This is a genomic window from Rhodococcus sp. P4_B6, from assembly GCF_056402215.1.
Genome location: NZ_JBFUHV010000169.1, coordinates 1 through 18994, shown reverse-complemented (window position 1 = coordinate 18994; position 18994 = coordinate 1). Strand labels below are relative to the sequence as shown.

Genomic DNA, 18994 nt, shown 5'->3' with positions numbered 1-18994 from the left:
CTTCGCAGTTGCTCGTCCGATGCCACTGCCGGCACCAGTCACGACGATGTTTCTCGAGGTCAATGTTTCACGCTCACTTTCTATGTCAGTAGCGACAGTTCGGGATTCTCGAGGTGATGCTGCAGCGCACGGAGCCATTCGCACACCTCGGACGTATTGAGCAGATGCCCGTCCGCGTTCACGGTGCAGGTCAGCATCTGCCGGATGCCGATCCCGTCTTTCGTAGCGACGACCCGCTCCTCGACTGCACCCACGGATATGCTGAGAAGGGCACGCGCGGGCCGAGGGTGGTAGTACTCGCTCACACCTGATTCTCCGAGGTCGACTACCAGGACGGTGGCTCCCTTCGACGCTTGTGGTTCCGTCTTTGCTGCCTCTGCGGAGAAGTCGATCACGTTGCTGTAGGTCGTGATCGAGAGGTCGTCGCTGCTGTCAACGATCCGGGTGCCCGTGCGGGGAGTGAAGACGGCAACGTTGCTTGTCGGGATGCGTGGATGGTCCCTGAGGGTGAGAGCCGCCGCTTTCACGATCAGTGCCGTCAGTGAGATCGTCCGGTCGCGGTCGGCGTTCACGGCGTCGCGCAGGTCCACCAGCCGGTTCGCACACACGTCTTGTTTGGCGACGATGTCCGCGCGGAGATTTTGGGGGTTCTCCCGTATGCGGACCCCCCGAGTGGGAGTGGCCAGGGCTGCAGACGCCGCCGTCTCAACATCCCGGCGAACGATCCGTCCACCTGGTCCGGTGCCGTGGACGGCTGCGATGTCGACTCCGGCGATGGAGGCTAGTCTGCGGGCGAGGGGTGACGCCCTGAGGCGGTGTGGCTCGGCTGCCGGGTTCAACGGCTCTGCACCACCTTCAGTGGTGCCCGTGAGTCGCCGGCGAGGTCCATGTCTCGCTGGAGGGCCGCGACTATTTCCTCGCGGCGAGCCACCGCTGCCCGCTCGAGCCGGCGCGAGATGGTGGGTGAGGCTTCTCCGCCGGCGACCCTCATGACCGGGTGGTCGAGGTGGTCGAAGAGGCGGCGTTGGATCTCGTCCGCGAGCCATGCCCCGTAGCCCGAGGGGTAGGAGCCTTGTTCGACGATGAGTACCCGGTTGGTCTTCTTGATGCTGGTCTCGATGGTGTCCCAGTCGATGCTGGCGCGGTCGAGCCAGCGCAGGTCGACAACCTCCGCGTCAACATTCGCGTCGTCTGCCGCTGCAAGGGCCTCCCCGACCATGTTGAGGTAGGTCAGGATGGTGACCTCGCCGCCGGTCCGCGCAACCCGTGCGATACCTGGCAGTAGGTGGTGGTCGAGGGAGCCTAGCTCGCACTTCTGCTTGGCGTGGTAGAGCTCGGTCTGTTCCAGGATCAGCACCGGGTCGTTGACCTCGAGGGCGGTATTGAGCAGTCCCACGTAGTCGTACGGGTTCGAGGGGGCGACAATTCGCCACCCCGGGAACATCGCGAACAGCCCCGCCGGATCCATCGAGTGCTGGGAACCGTAGCCCGAGCCGATCCCGACCTTGGCACGGACCACAACAGGCATCTCGACGTTTCCGCCGAACATGTGTCGCGCCTTACCGATTTGGTTGAAGACCTGATCTGCCGCAACCAGTACGAAGTCCGCGAACATGAACTCGACGATTGGCCGGTATCGACCCATCATCGCGAGTCCTCCAGCCGCACCCACGAAACCGTTCTCGCTGATCGGTGTGCCGATGATACGGGTGGGGAACTGCTCGGACAGGCCCCGCGTCGCCCCGTTGGTTCCCCCGTTCAGGCGATGAATGTCCTCGCCGAGCAGGAGGATGCGGGGATCGCGCTGGAGCGCGTTTCCGAGGGACCGCGCAACCGCGTCGACGTACACCACCTCCGCCGATGTCTCGTCGGTTGTTTCGTCCTCCTGGTGCGTGATCCCTGAGAGCTCGGACAGATCGCTCCGGATGTGTTCGTCGACCAGATCGGTTGGAGGCCAGAAGCGCTCCGCGATCATTCGATTTCCGCCGGTCGCTGTCTCGAAGAACCCGGCCAGGATCGCCTCGCACTGCTGGTTCACTATCGCTTCGAAGGATTGCAGATCCGGCTCGGTTGCCAGTCCTCGCTGACTCACATGGTTCCGCGCGGTCACCAGTGGGTCTCGCTGCTTCCACTGCTTCTCTTCATCGCGAGTGCGGTAGCCGAACGCACTGCCTGCGAATGCACCGCTTTGGTGGTAGAAGCGGTAGACGTCGGCCTCGACGAGGACCGGCCCTTGTCCAGTTGCCATGTGTTCGCGTGCCTCCCGCATGGCGAGGTACACGGCGACCGGGTCCATCCCGTCGACCTTCCACGAGGGAATGCCGAAGGCCTGTCCTCGTGCGGAGAGGCGGGTCTCGGCCGTCACCTCGGCGATGTGGGTAGCTACCGCGTACTGATTGTTCTCGATGAAGAAGCACAATGGCAGCTTCCACGCACCCGCCAGGTTCATCGTCTCGAGCGCGGAACCGATGTTGGCCGCACCGTCCCCGAAATAGGTGACGGTGACGTTGTCGATACGGTCGGCGTCCGAACTCAGCTGTTGGCTCCAGGCGCTGCCGGCGGCGAACGGTATTCCGCCGCCGACGATGGCATTGGTTCCGAGCGCTCCCGCTTCGAGCCACTGAAGGTGCATCGACCCACCCCGGCCAAGGCTGAATCCACCGTGCAGACCGAGGATTTCCGCATACGACTGACTCAACAAGCCCGATATCGGCTCCGGGAGATCACCGGTGGAGGGGATCGCATGTCCTTTGGCCCCGAGGTAGGCCAGCGACTTGGCGAGGAACTGGTGGTGGCCTCGATGAGTGCCGTTGACCGTGTCCCCCGGCTCCAGTGCGAGTGCTGAGCCGACGGCACCGCCCTCCTGTCCGATGCTCGAGTGCATCGGGCCGTGGACGAGTCCTTCGCTCGTGACCCTGATCAGGGACCGCTCGAATGCTCGGACGATGGCAGTGTGGGCGTACATCGACCACAACACATCCGAATTGATGGATTGCACGTCCTCCTGGTCAACCGTGACATTCACCCAGGGGACATGGTGGGTCAGCTCTGCCTTATGCATTGATGTCCGCCTTGGTGCGATCCTGGGCGCTCGGTGCCGGTGTGCGTGCAGTTCCGCGGGCGAAAAGGCAGCCGATCACGGCAACGAGACACAGCGCCGCTTGTACGAGAGCCGCGTAGATCCAGTTCTGGGGGTCGCCGCCGACCAATGCGATGGCAACTGAGGGAGCGAATCCGAAGACCAGACCGGCGATTTGCATTCCGACTGCGAGGCCGCTGTATCGGACTCGCACATCGAACTGTCCTGCGAACAGCGCCATCGTGCTTCCGTTGCCGATGCTGTAGACCAAGGCGTAGGTCAGGATGGCGGAGATGTACATCAGGGCGAGATTCCCGGTGGTGAAGGACCAGAGATAGAACGCGAAAGCTGGGGCGCTCACCAGTGCGCCGTACAAGAAGACTGGCTTGCAGCCAATTCGGTCCGACAGCCAGCCCCCGAATGGGACTGTGACCAGTGCGGTAGCGCTGACCACCACGAGCATCCAGAGGACGGTGGAGCTCACCAAACCAACGACTTTCGTCGCGTACGCGAGACCGAAGACGGTGACCATGGTGTGTGTTCCCTGAAACAGGCCGAGGGCGGCGAGAGTCAGTACGGCTCCCTTGTTATGTCGCGCGAGCTCCCGCAACGGGGAGATCGACTCAGCATTCGCATCGGCCTTGGCTTCGGTGAACTCTGCGGGGTCCTCGAGGCCCCGTCGGATCAAGAACCCGAGAACGATCAGTACCGCGCTCAGCAGGAACGGGATTCGCCAGCCCCAGCTCATGAGCTGCTCGTCGGGAAGCATCGCGATGGGTACGAACACCAGATTCGCGAGGATGAACCCGGAGAGGTTTCCGGATTGGATCCAGCTGGCGTTGAATGCCTTGCGAGATTCTCCGGAGCTTTCAACCACCAGACTTACCGCACCTGCGGTTTCGCCGGCAGCAGAGATCCCCTGAACGATGCGCATGAGCATCAACAAGATGGGCGCCGCGATGCCGATCCGCTCGTACGACGGAATCAGGCCGATGACCAGAGTCGCGCTGCCCATCATCACCAGCGTGAGCACAAGCACCTGTTTGCGAGAGAGCTTGTCACCGAAATGCCCCCACAACAGCGCACCAAACGGTCTCGCAACGTATGCGACACCGAAGGAGGTGAGCGAGATCAATAGCGAGAGGTTTCCTGCTGAAGGAAAAAATACCGTGCCGAAGACCAGCGCGGCCGCCGATGCGTAGATGAAGTAGTCGTAGTACTCCAGCATGCTGCCGAAATAGGCCGCGAGGGTGGCGCGGCGACTCTGCCCAGCTGTGCCCGAGCGACTCGCTTCGACGGGGACAGCCGTGCCGTCATTTTGGTGCATGACTTCTCCTTGATCCTGGATGAGTGGACCCCGACGATCCCGGCATATCGCCCTCCTGGCCGGGTGCGTCCAGTGGTAAAACGTTTTGACAAGGGGAACGTACAAGTGATTGACGTCATACGCAAGCGGCAATTGCCAGGCGCAACACACGATGCGACGCCACGTGCGCTAGAACGCGCCCGAGAACGGAACCCGGCGAACCAAGACCAGACGCACCACCGAAACCCACTCGGACAGATCCGAAGGGGTGACCGGAATGAATCCGGCCGGTCGATGGCGGATACACCGCTCGATGAGCGAGGTGGCCGCAGACGGACGGAAACTTCGCAGTCACGGTCCGGCCACATCACACGAACGAAGGACGAACCTCATGACCGCAATCGCACACGACAAGTCCACACACGCGCGCACGATGGGACACCATGTGCCCGACGGGCTCCATCCGGTTGGGCACATGTCACATCACCGATACCACATTCACTGTCGCCGAGGTGGCGGACGGTGGACTGACCGCCCTGGGCGTCGCCGCTGCCGCACAGGACAGCTGGCGATCGTACTCACCGCGCGTGCGCACCGACCTCCTTCGCGCCGCGCACGCGCTTCTACTCCGCCGCACCGATGCCTGGGTCGTCAAAGCGCCAAACCCCGCACCGAAGCGGTCGGTGAATTCGTCTTGTCGGCAGGGTTTTTCCTGTAGGTGCAGAGATCATCGCGCGCACCTGCACGGCACCTACAGCTCGTCCGCGGCCAGGCGCGCCTGCCCTCACATCAGGCTCGGGAATGATTGCCCTCGTGATGCTCCGAAGCCAGGCGAAGGACTGTCTCCCAGCCGATCCTGCTTTGCTTTGGCACGGCGTATGTCGGCGGACGCACGGCGTGTACAGAGGCGCGGATTCCCTAGGGCCGCATCAGAACCGAGGTTGTCGGGTACGTCTCGGCGAAGTTATGTGGCAGCGACGAAATGAAGACGTTCTCCGTTCGTGTCCGCGTGATCTTCCATATGCCGTCGATCTTGCGGAAGGCGTTGTTGAGTCGGCTCGACCGCAGCAGCGACCGGCCGTCGGAGAACAGCCAGGGTTGCATGTGGATCCACTGCCCCGTGGCCTCGTGGCCGTCGACGTGAATCTGCTCCGACGTCAGATAGTGGGCATTGAGCAACAGTGCTGGGTCACGCTTGTCACCCCAGAAGCTTTCGAAGTGTGCGCGGATCGCGGCGTGTCCCTCGGCCCTGCCGAACTGGTTGTCGTAGTACTCGCCGACGCCTTCCCAGACCGCGTCCTTTGCGTAGAGATCGAGAATGAGGTCGATTCGGTGTGCGTCGTCCCGAACTCCGAGTTCGGGGCAAGGAGTGTCGCAGAGGAACATGTAGCGCGCTTGTATCCGGCGAATCTCCGCTTCGGCTTCGAGCACCTCGATGCGGTCGATCAGTGCAGCAATTGTGGCGTCATTCGCCATGGATTCTCCTCCCGCTGCCCGTTCCCCGCCGGAAGCCCTCTGTGGCTTCGTTTTCGAGGTGGGCGCGCGCCATCAGGCGAAATATCTGAGTCGTGTGACGGAAGTACTGTACTCACTCCGCGGCGATGTTCGCGAGTGGGCGTGACGCCCACGCCCGGATCGGCGCCGATCTCCACTCGCCTCGGTTTCGGGCGTGTTAAAGGTTCCTCGACCGGGTGTCATCGGTCCGTTAGGCGGACCATCGCCGTTGTCTTCCGTTCATCCTGCGGCCACAGTCTTGTGGCCCCGACCACGCGGAGGTCCTCTTCTCCTCTCCGCGAGAGCACTGGGCGAACCAACGCCCTATTCCAGTCCCGCTCGACTCGCTCACTCATACAGACCGAGTACTCGGTCTGTATGCTCGCACCACTCCGCCCGCGCAGCGCGTGGGCCCTCAAAGGAGGATCCATGACCACCACAGACGAGGCTGTCCCCGTCGATGCCGCTTTCTCCCCACCGACCGAAAAGGCACCGGCGAAGCTGGTGGCTGCGATGGCCCTCGCACAGTTCGGGCTGTCGATCGCACTGCTCACACCCGTCACGGCGAGCCTGACGATCAAGGTGCAGTCCCTCGTCGGCACCGACAATGTGATTGCCGTCTTCGGCACCGTCAGCAGCATCGGTGCGCTGGCCGCCTTTCTCGCGAACCCGATCTTCGGCCGGATCAGCGACCGCACCACCGGACGATTCGGTCGCCGCCGACCGTGGCTTCTGATCGGCATCGTGGGTCTCGCAGTGAGCGAGCTCGTGCTCGCTCTTGTTCCCAATGTCGTCGGAATCGCGATCGCGTGGTTCGCGGCGCAGGCGTTCGCCAACGCCGCCCAGGCGGCGCTGATGGCCTCGATCGCCGACCAGATCCCGCCCGCCCAGCGAGGCCGGGTGAGTGGACTGATCGGCGTCATGCAGCAGAGCAGCAAACTCGGCGCCGCCTACGTCGCGCAGTTCCTCGTCGCCAACATGCTGCTGATGTTCCTGGTCCCTGCCGTGATCGGCATCGTGTTCCTGTTGCCGTTCCTCCTCCTGCTCCCGGATCGACCGCTCCAGGCGCGTCCGCCACGGGAAGGTGTGCGTGCGGTTCTCAAGACCTTCTGGCTTTCGCCGCGTCGTTATCCCGACTTCGCCTACGCCTGGGCATCGCGATTCATGATCACCATGGCGCTGTATCTGTTCATGACGTACCGGCTGCTCTACATGCAGTACGAACTGGACCTGTCGCTCGCCCGCGCCACCGCGGTGATGGCCACCGGGGTGCTGCTGTACACGGTGACGCTCGCGCTGGCCGGCCAGGCGGCGGGGTGGCTCTCGGACAAGGTAGGCACACGGAAGCCGTTCGTCATCACCGCGAGCGTGATCTTCTCGATCGGACTGGTGATGCTGACGCAGGCCCACACTGCGGGCGGCTTCTACGTCGCCGAGGTGGTGCTCGGGCTCGGGTTCGGCATTTACATGGGAGTGGACCTGGCGCTCGTGATCGATGTTCTCCCCGGACAGGACGACTCGGCGAAGAACCTCGGCGTCCTCAACATGGCCAACGTCCTGCCCCAAACCCTCGCACCGGGTATCGGTGCGCTTCTCATCGGCGTCGGCGGCCACAACTACGACCTCCTGTTGAGTGTCGCCGCGGCCGTCTGTGCGGTGGGCGCGCTCCTCATCGTCCCGATCAGGAAGGTGCGCTAGTGGCCGCGCGGGACGTCTCTCATCGACACGAAAAGGATGCAGAATTGCACCCCCTGGCAGACCTGGACGCCCGAATCGACACGGCAATCGGAACCATGGACGTCGAGTCCAAGGTTCGGTTGCTGACGGGCGCGTCCAACTTCACCCTCCACCCGGACCCGTCCATCGACCTGGCCGAGATCGTGCTCTCCGATGGACCCACCGGGGTGCGCGGTGACCGCTTCACCGGCGGCCGCATCGCCTGCCTGTTACCCAACGCGACCCTATTGGCCCAGCACTGGGACACCGGCGTCGCGGCAGATGTCGGCGCGTTGCTCGCCAAGGAGGCGCAGGCTCAGCGGGTACACGTCGTGCTGGGACCAACGGTCAACCTGCACCGCACTCCGCTCGCCGGTCGCCTGTTCGAGTCGTTCAGCGAGGATCCCCTCCTCACCGGAGTACTGGCGTCCGCCTACATCAAGGGTCTGCAGGACAACGGGATCGGCGCGACCATCAAGCACTTCGTCGCCAACGAATCGGAGACCGATCGCAAGACCGCCAATGCCATTGTCGACGAGCGGACCCTGCGGGAGATCTACCTGCTCCCCTTCGAGATCGCGGTGTCCGAGGCCAACCCGTGGGCGGTAATGGCCGCCTACAACTCCATCGGCGGCACTCCTGCCACCGAACATGCCCGCCTCCTCGACGGCGTCCTCAAGGGCGAGTGGGGTTACGACGGGCTGGTCATGTCCGACTGGTACGCCACGTACTCCACCGCGGAGAGTGCCAATGCCGGACTGGACTTGACGATGCCGGGCCCCGCGGGCCCCTGGGGAGATGCCCTCGTCGACGCGGTGCGCGCCGGTGCGGTCGCCGAGTCCATCCTCGACGACCACGTGCGCCGTCTCCTGCGCCTGGCGGGGCGAGTGGGTGCGTTCGGCCCGGAGCGGCAGTGGACGCCCGGTGGGCCGGCACCGGACAGCCCCCAGCGGCGCAGCACCCTGCGTCGTCTTGCCGCCGGCGGTATGACGGTCCTCGTCAACAAGGAGGCGGCGCTGCCGCTGACAGGTACCGGTACGGTCGCCGTCATCGGCCGACACGCGACGGAGACGACCGATCAGGGCGCTGGATCGTCGCAGGTACGGCCACCACACGTGGTCAGCATCGCGGATGGCATCGTCCAGGCATTCGGTCCCGATCGCGTGTCCGTGGTCGACGGGGTCGAGGTGCGCACGGACCCGCTCGCCGCGGCACCGCACCTGTTGCGCGATCCCGAGACGCACCGGTACGGGATGCGGGTCATCACCCGCGACGAGCGAGGCGAGGTGCTCGAGTCTCGTCACGTCGACTGGAGTGAGGTATCGCTGCGCGAAGACTCCTGGCTCGACTCGGCGACGACCATCGAACTCAGCGCCGAGATCGTCCTCCCGGAAACCACGCGGGTCCAGGTGGGTGTGCGCGGCCGTGGCGAATGGACGTTTACGACACCGGGCCACTACGAGCAGATCCGCCTCGATCGGGTGGACGACGCCGGCGAAGTACTACGGTTGCCCTACCGCACAGTGACTCTCGATCTCGAACCGGGTGCGATCATAACCGCGGTCGCTACTCCCGCACCGGGTCGGCCGATCCTCGGGCTCGCAGCGCGCGTGGCCACGAAACCACCCGCGGTGGCGATCGGTGCGGCAACGAAAGCCGCACGGCAGGCGGACGTGGCGGTGGTGGTGGTCGGGCTGACCCCGGAGCAGGAGAGCGAAGAGGTCGACAAGATCACCCTCGCGCTCCCCGGGGAACAGGACGCGATGGTCGCGGCGGTTGCGGCGGCCGCGAAACGGACGGTGGTCGTCGTCAACGCGGCCACCCCCGTTCTGATGCCGTGGCTCGACCGCGTCGACGCCGTGCTATGGGCCGGACTGCCCGGTCAGGAGGCCGGCGACGCCGTCGCCGCCGCGCTGTCCGGTGCAATCGAACCTGCCGGTCGGCTCGTCACCACGTTTCCGGCGCGGGACGGCGAGGGACCGGCATGGTCGCCGGTTCCCGACCGCGGGGAAGTGCGCTACGCAGAAGGTCTTTCCGTCGGATACCGCGGGTGGTCGACCGAGCCGCTGTTCTGGTTCGGACACGGCCTCGGCTACGGCGACTGGGCCTACGGCAACGCCGAGGTGATCGTCGACGACCATCTCCGCTGCGTGCGGGTCGAGGTGACCAACGTCGGGTCCCGCGCGAGCCGTGAGGTCGTGCAGGTGTACTGGCGGCCGAAGGGCGAGCCGGTCCGGCTGATCGGTTGGTCCGGGATCGACGTCGACCCCGGTGCCACCGTGACCGTCGACGTCCCCGTCGACCGACGAGTGCTCCGGCGGTGGCACGAGAACGGTTGGCAACTCCTCCCCCTGACCGGCGAGGTGTTGATCGCCCGTGGCCTCGGCGACATCAGACTCACACGACCGGCATTGCCGACGATACAAAGGAGCAAGGATGTCCTTCCCGCCTAGCTATCACTCGCAGCGCGGGAAATCGTTGCGCGCCTTGGCCGGGGAGGCGTCCCGGGCCAAGGCCGTGCAGGCAGCGACCGATCTGTTCGCCACCTCCGGATACCGAGGAACGTCCATCGCGAAAGTGGCCGCGCAGACCGGGCTGTCCCAGTCCGGTCTGCTGCATCACTTCCGGACCAAGACGGCACTGCTGGCGGCCGTGTTGGAGCAACGCGGCGCCGAGGACGGGGAGTTCCTCACTACCGGCGACGGCGAGGCACCGCTCGGGTGGGATGCGTTCGACGCGCTCGAGGCCCTGGTTGCCCGCAATTCGACCCGCCGCCATCTGGTCGAGTTGTTCGTGCGTCTGTCTGCGGAGGCAATCGAGGAGAATCACCCCGCCCACCAGTGGGTCCAAGACCACTACGACGGAATGGAGGCGTGGCTGACCGACGCGGTCCGCGTTGCTCAGGCGCGCGGCGAGATGCGTGCCGATGCGCCGGTCTCGTTGCTCGTTCGCACCACCATCGCGGTCGTGGACGGGTTGCAGCAACAGTGGCTGGTGCGGCCCGATCGGGTGTCGATGGTCGACGAATTCTCTGCACACGTCGCGGAACTGCGGGCACGGTGGGGCACGGTGGGGGAACCGGACGAGGCTACCGAGCAATGATGGCTCGGCGGGGTGAGCCGGACGGGGACTCCTTGCTGCGCAAGGTTCGATTGATCCTGGATTCCTTCGACACCGGGGCACCCGTCCTCGGTCTGTCCGAATTGGCACGGCGCACCGACCTCGCCAAGACCAGCGTTCACCGGGTGGCCAGCGAGATGGTCGAGGTAGGCCTACTCAACCGGCAAGGCCGTCGTTATGAGCTGGGGCCGTTACTTTTCGAGTTGGGTCAGCGCGTACCTCGCACCCGGGATCTGAGACTGATCGCCGCGCGGTATCTCGAGGATCTCGCGGTCACCACCCGCGAGACGGTCGTGCTGGGGTTCCCCGGCGACCGTAATGTGCTCTTCGCCGAGAAGTACTTCAGCCAGCGCGGTGGCGGTGTCACCTTCACCCAGGTGGAGGGTCGGGTGCCGTTCCACTGTGGTGCATCGGGCAAGGCTCTCCTCGCGTTCGGTGACCCCTCGATTCGTGACCGCGTCCTCGGGTCCACCCTGCGGCAACGAACGCGGTGGACCATCACCGATCCTGCTGTGCTGGACGCGGAGCTCGCGCAGATACGACGGCAGGGATACGCGGTCGATCGCCAGGAACTCGTCGTCGGCTACGGGGCTGTCGCGGCACCGGTGTTCTCAGCCGATATTGCGGTGGCGACGTTGACCGTGGTCGGGCCCATCGACCGGGTGCCTGTCGCACGTCTGGCGCCGGTCGTCACCGCGGCCGCGCGGGCCCTGTCACGAGATTTCGCCGGTGTAAACAAATCATGATGTCAACTTTTCGGTCCGAAGAGCGGTCCGATTGCATTTCCTTCGATGACTTCGGCGTGAACAATCGCTGCAGCTGAACAGCAGTTGTCGATCTCGAAAACAGCCGATGGAGGACCCACAATGGCAGGACCGAAGCGCACCCGAAGTGAGGTGCGCACAGCGGCGATCGCGAGCCTGGTCGGCAGTGCTCTGGAGTGGTACGACTTCTTCCTCTACGGCACGGCCGCCGCGCTGGTGTTCAACACGCTCTTCTTTCCGAACTTCGACCCGCTCGTGGGAACGATCGCCGCATTCGGCACCAACGCCGCCGGCTTCCTCGCCCGCCCCCTCGGCGGTGTGATCTTCGGCCACTTCGGTGACCGTGCGGGACGCAAGTCGATGCTCGTGATCACGTTGATGATCATGGGTGTGGCCACCTTCTTGATCGGTGTCCTCCCCACCTACGCGGCGATCGGCATCTGGGCGCCGGCGCTGCTGATCGGGCTGCGCATCATCCAGGGCATCGCGGTCGGCGGTGAGTGGGGCGGCGGTGTGCTGATCGTCAGTGAGCAGGCACCCGCGCACCGCCGCGGCTTCTACTCCGCGTGGTCTCAGACGGGGGTCGGCCTGGGATTCGTGCTCTCCGCGTCGGCGTACTCGCTCGTGCAGGCATTCACCACACCGGAATCGTTCCTCGCCTGGGGGTGGCGGATCCCGTTCATCGCCGGCATCGTCCTCACCGCGGTCGGATTGCTGATCCGGCTGCGGGTCATGGAAACACCCGCCGCCCGTCATCAGGCCACTTCCCCGAAGAAGGCGAAACTTCCCGTCCTCGAGGTCATCCGCACCCAACCGAAGTCCATTCTCATCACCTTCGGGGCGCGGATCGCCGAGAACGGCGCACTGTATATCTTTCTCACCTTCAGCCTCGCCTACGCGGCGAAGATCGGCTTGTCGACCGGACTCGTTCTCACTGCAGTCGTCACGGGCATGCTCGTCGAGTCCTTCGCCATGCCGCTGTGGGGAGCGCTCTCCGACCGCATCGGGCGCCGTCCGGTCTATCTCGGTGGTGCCATCGCGATGATCGCCTGGGCCTACCCCTTCTTCGCGATGCTGGACTCGCGTGAACCGGTCTTGGTGTTCCTCGCCATGTTCGTCGCGGTCGTCATCTGCCACGGTGCCATGATCGGCACCCAGCCCGCCTTCTTCACCGAGCTGTTCGACAGCCGCGTGCGCTACAGCGGCGTCGCCCTCGGACACGAACTGGCCTCGGTTGTTGCCGGCGGATTCTCGCCCATCATCGCCACCGCACTGTTCGCCTGGGCCGGGATGTCATGGCCGATCTCACTGTTCATGGTGGGCATGGGTCTCATCACCGTGATCGCGGTGGCCGCTGCACCCGAGACCAACGCGACGGACATCGACGACACCGACTCCCCGAGCGAGATCGGAGACCACGACCCTACGCCGGAAAGGATCTCGCGGTGACCGCGCGCGACGGCCGCACGATGCTCCTCACCTGCTACCGCGACATCCGCCACTACGGCTGGCTCCACGTAGACCTCTTCCTGCACGACAGCGACGGCAAAGAAGTGAATTGGGTCCACTGGGGTGCTATCGAGGAGGGCCCCGACGGCGCAGACGCCGCGTGCGCCACCGTCGAACCCGCGCTCCGCAGAACCACCGAATGGCAGCACGGCATCAGGGCCGACGGCAGCGACTACTGGACCGCACATGCCACCTGGTCCGAACACGCCACATCCGACAACCCACAGGAAACGACATCATGACCACCTCCATCGACAAGGACCACACCGGTCCCGACATCGCCGATCTGGTTCACCCCGACCGCGTGGACGTCTCCCTCTACACCGACCCGGAACTGTTCGAGCGGGAGATGGACCGCATCTTCAACCGGACCTGGGTCTGGGTGGCGCACGAGAGCGAGATCCCGAACGCCGGAGACTTCCGGACCGCCACGGTAGGCAGGCAGCCGGTGATCGTGACTCGCGACCGCCGCGGCGGAATCAACTTGCTGCTCAACCGCTGCCGCCACCGCGGTGCAAGTGTCTGCGAGGTCCCGCGCGGCAACGCCAACGGCTTCACGTGCCCATACCACGCATGGTCCTACGCCCTGGACGGGAAGCTCCGCGGGATCCCCTACCCCGACGGCTACGAAGACGTCCTGGAAAAGAAGGACTTCCCGCTGCACCGCCTGCAGGTGGACAGCTACGCCGGGATGATCTTCGCCAGCGCCAACCCCGACGTCGAGCCGCTGGCCGACTTCCTCGGACCGGCGAAACACTGGATCGACCTGTTCATGAAGCAGGGCGCCGGTTACCCGATCAAGGTGCAGGGCGAACACAAGTTCCGGTTCAACGGCAACTGGAAAATCCAGCTCGAGAACACCACCGACGGCTACCACTTCCCCATCGTCCATCGATCCTGGATGTCGTCGGTCGACGAAGAGACCGCGAACATGCTGTCGTTCATGACCGACGAACACGCCGTGACCCATTCCCTCGGAAACGGACACAGTGTGATGGTCATGGTGCCCGAACACGTCGACCTCGACGACGACGACGGATCCGAACCCCTACAGGAACGGTTCCGCCACATCGTCGACGAGCTGTCGAAGACCATGCCCGCTGATCAGGTCCGGCGCATCGTCCGCTCGATGCACGGCGCCGGATTCAACCTCAACCTCTTCCCGAACGTCGCGATGTCGATGTCATTCTTCCGCGCCCTGCGCCCGATCTCCGTGACCGAGACCGAGATCCGACATCTCGCCCTCGGCCTCGACGGAGGCCCCGAGGTCGTCAACCGCGAGAGACTGCGGATCCACGAGCACTTCCAGGGGCCGTTCGGATTCGGCAGCCCCGACGACTCCGAGGCCTGGGACCGTGTCCAACGCGGCGCCGCCGCCGGACCCGGACTCCCGATCCTGGTGAACCGCGGACTGACACGGGAGCAGGACGACGCGAAAGGGCGCGTCTCCCACGCCACCGACGAAACCGGCATGCGCGAGGCGTACACGATGTGGAAGGCAATGATGACCGATGTCCGTTGAAACCATTGAGACCGCGCAACTCTCCGATCCTCGGATCGCTCGGGCGATCGAACTGATCTGGCGCGAAGCCCGACTACTCGACCGCAAACGGTACGAGGACTGGGACCTGCTCTGGGCACCCGACGGTCGGTACGTGATCCCGATCGACCCCGACACCGACGACTTCGAAGCATCACTGAACATGGTCTACGACGACGACCGCATGCGCCGGATGAGGATCGAACGGCTCACCGCCGGCCACTCGATCTCCGCGACTGCCGCCGCGCGCACCGTGCGGACCCTGTCCCGTTTCGTCGTCGACCACCTCGACGACGAAACCGTCGAACTCAGCTCCGCACAGGTACTGGTGGGCTATCGCCGCGAGGCGACGTTCGTCCTCGCCGCCGACGTGACACACCGCATCCGGATCGCCGGCCCCGCGCCGCTGATCGAGCGGAAGATCGTCCGGCTGATCAACTCGACGGACGCCGTCAACGCGTCCGGATTCCTGCTGTAGGGAAATCTGCATGATCACAGTCACCATCAACAATATCGTCACCGAAACCGAAGCAGTGAAAAGCTTTTCGCTGCGCCGCAGCGACGGCGCACCGTTCGCACCCTATGCGGCGGGAGCGCACGTGGACGTCACCGGTCCGAGCGGAATCACCCGCCAGTACTCACTGTGCAGCCCACCCGACCAGACCGACAGCTACCAGATCGCGGTCAAGCGGGAGGACTGCTCCCGAGGCGGGTCCGCGGCCCTGCACGACCAGGTCGACGTGGGCGACGAACTCACGATCAGCGAACCGCGCAACCTCTTCGCACTCGACCCGACAGCCGACGAGCACGTCCTTGTTGCGGCGGGGATCGGTATCACCCCCCTGCTGAGCATGGCCTACCGGTTGGCCACCGACGGTTCCCCGTTTCGGCTGCACTACTTCGCCTCCAACCGGGAGGGGGCGGCGTTCGTTCCCCTGCTCGAGGGTGCCTCATTCGCGCCGTCGGTCGAATTCCATTTCGGCGTCCAACGCGGAGAGCAACCCGCGGTCCTCGCGCGCATCCTCACCGACATCAGCTCCGGGACACACGTCTACGCGTGTGGCCCCAAGGAGTTCATGCAGCGTGTCGTCGACACTGCCACGCAATCGCTGCCGGAGGAGCAGGTCCACATCGAGCACTTCCAGGCTCTGGAACCGACCACCCACGACGGCGGCGAGTTCGAGGTCGAACTCGACACCGGGGAGGTGTTCTCCGTGCCACCAGGGCGAAGCATCGTCGACGTGCTCGGCGACGCCGGCATCGACGTCGACACGTCCTGCCGGGAGGGCATCTGCGGCACCTGCGTACTGACCGTCCTCGACGGTACGCCCGACCACCGCGACAACTGCCTGACCCGCAAAGAGAAGGAAGCCGGGGACCAGATCGCCACCTGCGTGTCACGGGCCACGACCGCGCGATTGGTACTCGAACTGTGACCACCCCCGATGAACGACCGCAACGAGACGTGGAGTCGAGTCTGTCTACCCTTGCGACTCGGATGGACGCCGGTAACCTACTCCCCAGCGAGGCGGTCGCCGACGCACTGGAACGACTCGACCGCACCGAGCCCAGCATCCAGGCTTGGGTTCGCGTCGACCGAAAAGGAGCACTCGACGCAGCACGCACACTCGACCACGCGCCGAGACGCGGACTACTGCACGGAATACCCTTCGGAGTCAAGGACATCATCGACCTCAAAGGCCTGCCCACCGAGTGCGGCTCACCGTTGCGGCGAGGTCGAGTGGCCGACGACGACGCACCCCTCGTCGCCCGGCTCCGGGAACTCGGAGCGATCCCGCTGGGCAAGACGGTCACTACCGAGTTCGCCTACTTCGCACCAGGCCCCACCCGGAACCCGCACCGTCGTTCGCACACACCAGGCGGCTCCTCGAGTGGGTCCGCGGCCGCGGTCGCAGCCGGTATGGTTCCGCTGGCCCTCGGCAGCCAAACAGCCGGCTCGCTGACCCGGCCCGCGTCCTACTGCGGTATCGCGGGACTCGTCGCACCGGTCGGCGGACCACTCGACACCACCGGGTTCGCCGGCCTGTCCCACACCCTCGACGCGGCCGGGATTCTCACCCGCACCGTGACCGATCTCCGACTCGCCTACCTGGCACTGACCGGCCAGGACAGGCCCGCCGACCCGGTACGGAACCTGGAGCGCCCCCGGCTCGCGGTCTGGTCCGGCAAAGAACTCGCCGACATCTCCGACGACATGCAGACGGCAGTGAGATGCACAGTCGATGCGGCCGTCGCCGAGGGCGCCGAACTCGTCGACTACGACTGGCCCGCAATCACACCACTGCTAGTGGAAGCACACGGCACCGTCATGGCATACGAGGCCTCCCGAGCGCTGGCCCTCGAAGGCCAGCACCCCACACAACTGAGCGCACCACTCAACGATCTCCTGGCGCTCGGCCGCAACATCGCTGACGACGACTATCGCGACGCTCTCGCAATTTCCGTACGGGCACAAGCTGAAGTACTTGCGTTGCTCGCCGACGTCGACGCCATCATCGGCCCCGCCGCCCCCGGCGCAGCACCCGAGGGTCTGTCCGCCACCGGGTCACCCATATTGAGCCGACCGTGGCAACTACTAGGCCTCCCAGCCCTGACGGTCCCCGGCCGTCTCGACGGGCAGCGCATGCCGCTCGGCATCCAGCTCATCGGACACCCCAGTCGAGTGGAGCAACTCCTGTCCCTCGGGATCTGCATCGAAAAGAGCAGTCGTCGCCCGGTGTGAGGGCCCTTTTCAGGCGCAGCCGCCTATCAGTCCCGTTGCGAACGGAGTCGATCAGGGTCTGCCTTCGACCGGTGTTGCGCGCCAGTCGGGTGTTGGCCTTGTCGATCTGTTCCAGCGCGGCCGGCAGGTTTGGTCATCGGTAGGGTCGTACGTCACGGCGCCCCCTCGTCGGACTCTCACTTCCATCATCACCTGACAATGGCGCATTGTCATGTTCCAAATCGGGAAGAGCACGAGTTCGTCGCGAGCCATCGAGATCGACCGCGCCCGTGCGGCATCGACACTCCCGCGGCCGCAGTGCCGCACGAAGGAGGCCCCCATCAAGTGAAATGACGGGGCCTCGCACGCTGCCGGGTTACAGGTAGTCGATCTCCTCCTCGGAGACCTTGCGGCCGGTTCCCAATTCGACCAGGGCGACCTTTGCGGCGACGAATTCGGAGTGCGAATCGCCTCCGATCGATGCGCGGTAGCGAGCGCGCGCGGCGTCCAGTTCGGCGGCCCCCTCGACGATTGCGGTGTTGGACATGTGCATCTCCCCTCGCTGTCGGTGACACTTCCTTTACAACGTGACATTGTGTTGTGCAAGTGGGGTGTGTAGTGCCGGCCTGTCGCCGGTGCCAGGGTTTGCGAAGACGACATGTCCAGAAGAGGTCGAAGGGGGAGTATCCGTGCGCTGGAGAAGATCGAGTGCTGTCACCAGAGACGCAACTCGTCATGTCGCCGACCGCCGCGGTATCGATCGCACATGCGGCGACCGCTACCGATTCGCCGGTGTTGGCGATGTGGGCGTTTCTCGTCGCCGGCCTCGGCGCGCACGCGTGGTACCGGGCGGCCGAGCCGAAGCCGCACGACGGCCGTCGGCCGTGACGGCACCGGCCTCGCACCCGGAGCGGAACTGCGCGGTGCGGTCGCGCGCGGGAAAGGGGACGTGTCATCGTCGCAGCGCAGCGGCCTGATCCGGGGTGTCGACCGTGCGGCCGCGATCGGCGGATCCACCCCGGCCGGGTGTGCGCACCCGCTACCGTTTTCGGATATGGGGACCACCTTCCACGGGCCGAGCCCGTGGCCGCACATCACCCGGGCCATCCGCACCCGCGGGTCCCGCCGCGCTGCGATCGCCCACCTGGGCCAGGACGCGCCCACCCTGCTGCCGCTGCGCGGCGGTGACGTCCTCGTCGTCAACGCCTCCCGCGCCGCGGTGCGCGCACACCTGACCTCTCCGGTGGCGCTCGCGTATTACCGGGACGCGGGGGTGCGGGTGCTGTCGTCGCCGGACCTGCACGCCAATGTCATCGCCACCGAGCGGTGGGCGGTCATCGGCTCCGCCAATGCCTCACACAGCTCCACCATCGCCGTCGAGGGTGTGGTCATCACCGACGACCCGGACCTTGTTGCCTCGGTCAGGGGGTTCATCGACGGCATCGAGGAGGTCACCGAGGTCGATCAGGTGTTCCTCGACAACGCCGTCGCGCAGTGGCAGATCGGGCGGGCGGTGCCGATCCCCGGGGTGAGCGGCCGCGGACAGGCCGACCCCGGCTTCCTGCCCGCACAGATCACCCGAATGTTTCTGCGGCACATCATCGAATATCAACCCGGTCCGACCGAACACCACGCCTGGGCCGCCCAGGCTCGCCACCGCCGCGCACCTGCCGGGCCGGCAGCGAAGTACCAGCTCGAATGGTTCCACCACGACAAGACCGACAGCCGCCTGCGCCGCGGTGAC

Annotated in this window: 17 protein-coding genes and 1 pseudogene; 12 read left to right on the top strand and 6 right to left on the bottom strand. The window is 65.3% G+C overall.

Annotated features, from left to right (window positions below; genetic code table 11):
• Positions 1-80: 80 nt before the first annotated feature.
• The 5 genes and pseudogenes from AC1DWT_RS41490 to AC1DWT_RS41470 form a co-directional block, all read right to left on the bottom strand.
• Complete coding sequence (locus tag AC1DWT_RS41490) at positions 81-608, bottom strand: 2-oxo acid dehydrogenase subunit E2 (RefSeq protein WP_477925136.1); 528 nt, start codon at positions 606-608, stop codon at positions 81-83.
• Positions 609-716: 108 nt separating this feature from the next.
• A pseudogene (locus AC1DWT_RS41485) lies at positions 717-839 on the bottom strand (E3 binding domain-containing protein); the annotation flags it as partial.
• A complete protein-coding gene (locus tag AC1DWT_RS41480) occupies positions 836-3061 on the bottom strand; it encodes a dehydrogenase E1 component subunit alpha/beta (protein ID WP_477925130.1) in 2226 nt (741 codons plus the stop codon). The gene AC1DWT_RS41480 and the pseudogene AC1DWT_RS41485, both read right to left, overlap by 4 nt.
• A complete protein-coding gene (locus AC1DWT_RS41475; RefSeq protein ID WP_477925134.1) occupies positions 3054-4406 on the bottom strand; it encodes an MFS transporter in 1353 nt (450 codons plus the stop codon). Before AC1DWT_RS41475 ends, AC1DWT_RS41480 begins: the two co-directional genes overlap by 8 nt.
• Positions 4407-5303: 897 nt before the next feature.
• The gene (locus tag AC1DWT_RS41470) at positions 5304-5861 is read right to left on the bottom strand and encodes a nuclear transport factor 2 family protein (RefSeq protein ID WP_477925128.1); all 558 of its coding nucleotides are present in this window, start codon (positions 5859-5861) and stop codon (positions 5304-5306) included.
• A 447-nt stretch (positions 5862-6308) separates the two neighbouring features.
• Here AC1DWT_RS41470 and AC1DWT_RS41465 point away from each other — a divergent pair, with 447 nt between their 5' ends.
• The 10 genes from AC1DWT_RS41465 (at position 6309) to AC1DWT_RS41420 (ending at position 17271) form a co-directional block, all read left to right on the top strand.
• Positions 6309-7577 carry an MFS transporter gene (locus AC1DWT_RS41465; protein ID WP_477925126.1) on the top strand — a complete coding sequence of 423 codons (1269 nt, stop codon included), beginning with the start codon at positions 6309-6311 and terminating at the stop codon, positions 7575-7577.
• Positions 7578-7621: 44 nt separating this feature from the next.
• Entirely contained in the window at positions 7622-10048 is a 2427-nt protein-coding gene (locus tag AC1DWT_RS41460) for a glycoside hydrolase family 3 protein (RefSeq protein WP_477925124.1), read from the top strand.
• Positions 10032-10697: a TetR/AcrR family transcriptional regulator gene (locus tag AC1DWT_RS41455; RefSeq protein WP_477925122.1), complete on the top strand. Its 666-nt coding sequence runs from the start codon at positions 10032-10034 to the stop codon at positions 10695-10697. Before AC1DWT_RS41460 ends, AC1DWT_RS41455 begins: the two co-directional genes overlap by 17 nt.
• Positions 10694-11461, top strand: a complete 768-nt coding sequence (locus tag AC1DWT_RS41450; protein WP_477925120.1) for an IclR family transcriptional regulator — start codon at positions 10694-10696, stop codon at positions 11459-11461. Before AC1DWT_RS41455 ends, AC1DWT_RS41450 begins: the two co-directional genes overlap by 4 nt.
• 120 nt (positions 11462-11581) lie before the next feature.
• A complete protein-coding gene (locus tag AC1DWT_RS41445; RefSeq protein ID WP_477925118.1) occupies positions 11582-12928 on the top strand; it encodes an MFS transporter in 1347 nt (448 codons plus the stop codon).
• On the top strand, positions 12925-13230 hold the full coding sequence (locus AC1DWT_RS41440) for a hypothetical protein (RefSeq protein ID WP_373560195.1): 306 nt from the start codon (positions 12925-12927) through the stop codon (positions 13228-13230). The genes AC1DWT_RS41445 and AC1DWT_RS41440 overlap by 4 nt, the downstream gene beginning before the upstream one ends.
• A complete protein-coding gene (locus AC1DWT_RS41435; RefSeq protein WP_477925116.1) occupies positions 13227-14510 on the top strand; it encodes an aromatic ring-hydroxylating oxygenase subunit alpha in 1284 nt (427 codons plus the stop codon). Before AC1DWT_RS41440 ends, AC1DWT_RS41435 begins: the two co-directional genes overlap by 4 nt.
• Entirely contained in the window at positions 14500-15006 is a 507-nt protein-coding gene (locus tag AC1DWT_RS41430; protein WP_477925114.1) for an aromatic-ring-hydroxylating dioxygenase subunit beta, read from the top strand. Before AC1DWT_RS41435 ends, AC1DWT_RS41430 begins: the two co-directional genes overlap by 11 nt.
• A gap of 4 nt (positions 15007-15010) precedes the next feature.
• Positions 15011-15964: a PDR/VanB family oxidoreductase gene (locus tag AC1DWT_RS41425; protein WP_477925132.1), complete on the top strand. Its 954-nt coding sequence runs from the start codon at positions 15011-15013 to the stop codon at positions 15962-15964.
• A gap of 62 nt (positions 15965-16026) precedes the next feature.
• The gene (locus AC1DWT_RS41420) at positions 16027-17271 is read left to right on the top strand and encodes an amidase (RefSeq protein ID WP_477925112.1); all 1245 of its coding nucleotides are present in this window, start codon (positions 16027-16029) and stop codon (positions 17269-17271) included.
• 355 nt (positions 17272-17626) lie between these two features.
• Here AC1DWT_RS41420 and AC1DWT_RS41415 read toward each other — a convergent pair whose 3' ends face one another.
• Positions 17627-17797 carry a hypothetical protein gene (locus AC1DWT_RS41415; RefSeq protein ID WP_206012237.1) on the bottom strand — a complete coding sequence of 57 codons (171 nt, stop codon included), beginning with the start codon at positions 17795-17797 and terminating at the stop codon, positions 17627-17629.
• A gap of 161 nt (positions 17798-17958) precedes the next feature.
• Between AC1DWT_RS41415 and AC1DWT_RS41410 the strand changes: the two genes are divergently transcribed.
• Positions 17959-18138, top strand: coding sequence for a hypothetical protein (locus AC1DWT_RS41410; RefSeq protein ID WP_206012238.1), 180 nt, complete (start codon positions 17959-17961; stop codon positions 18136-18138).
• Between the two features lie 166 nt (positions 18139-18304).
• Positions 18305-18994, top strand: a 690-nt coding sequence (locus tag AC1DWT_RS41405; protein ID WP_477925109.1) for a phospholipase D-like domain-containing protein, incomplete at its 3' end; no start/stop codon positions are given.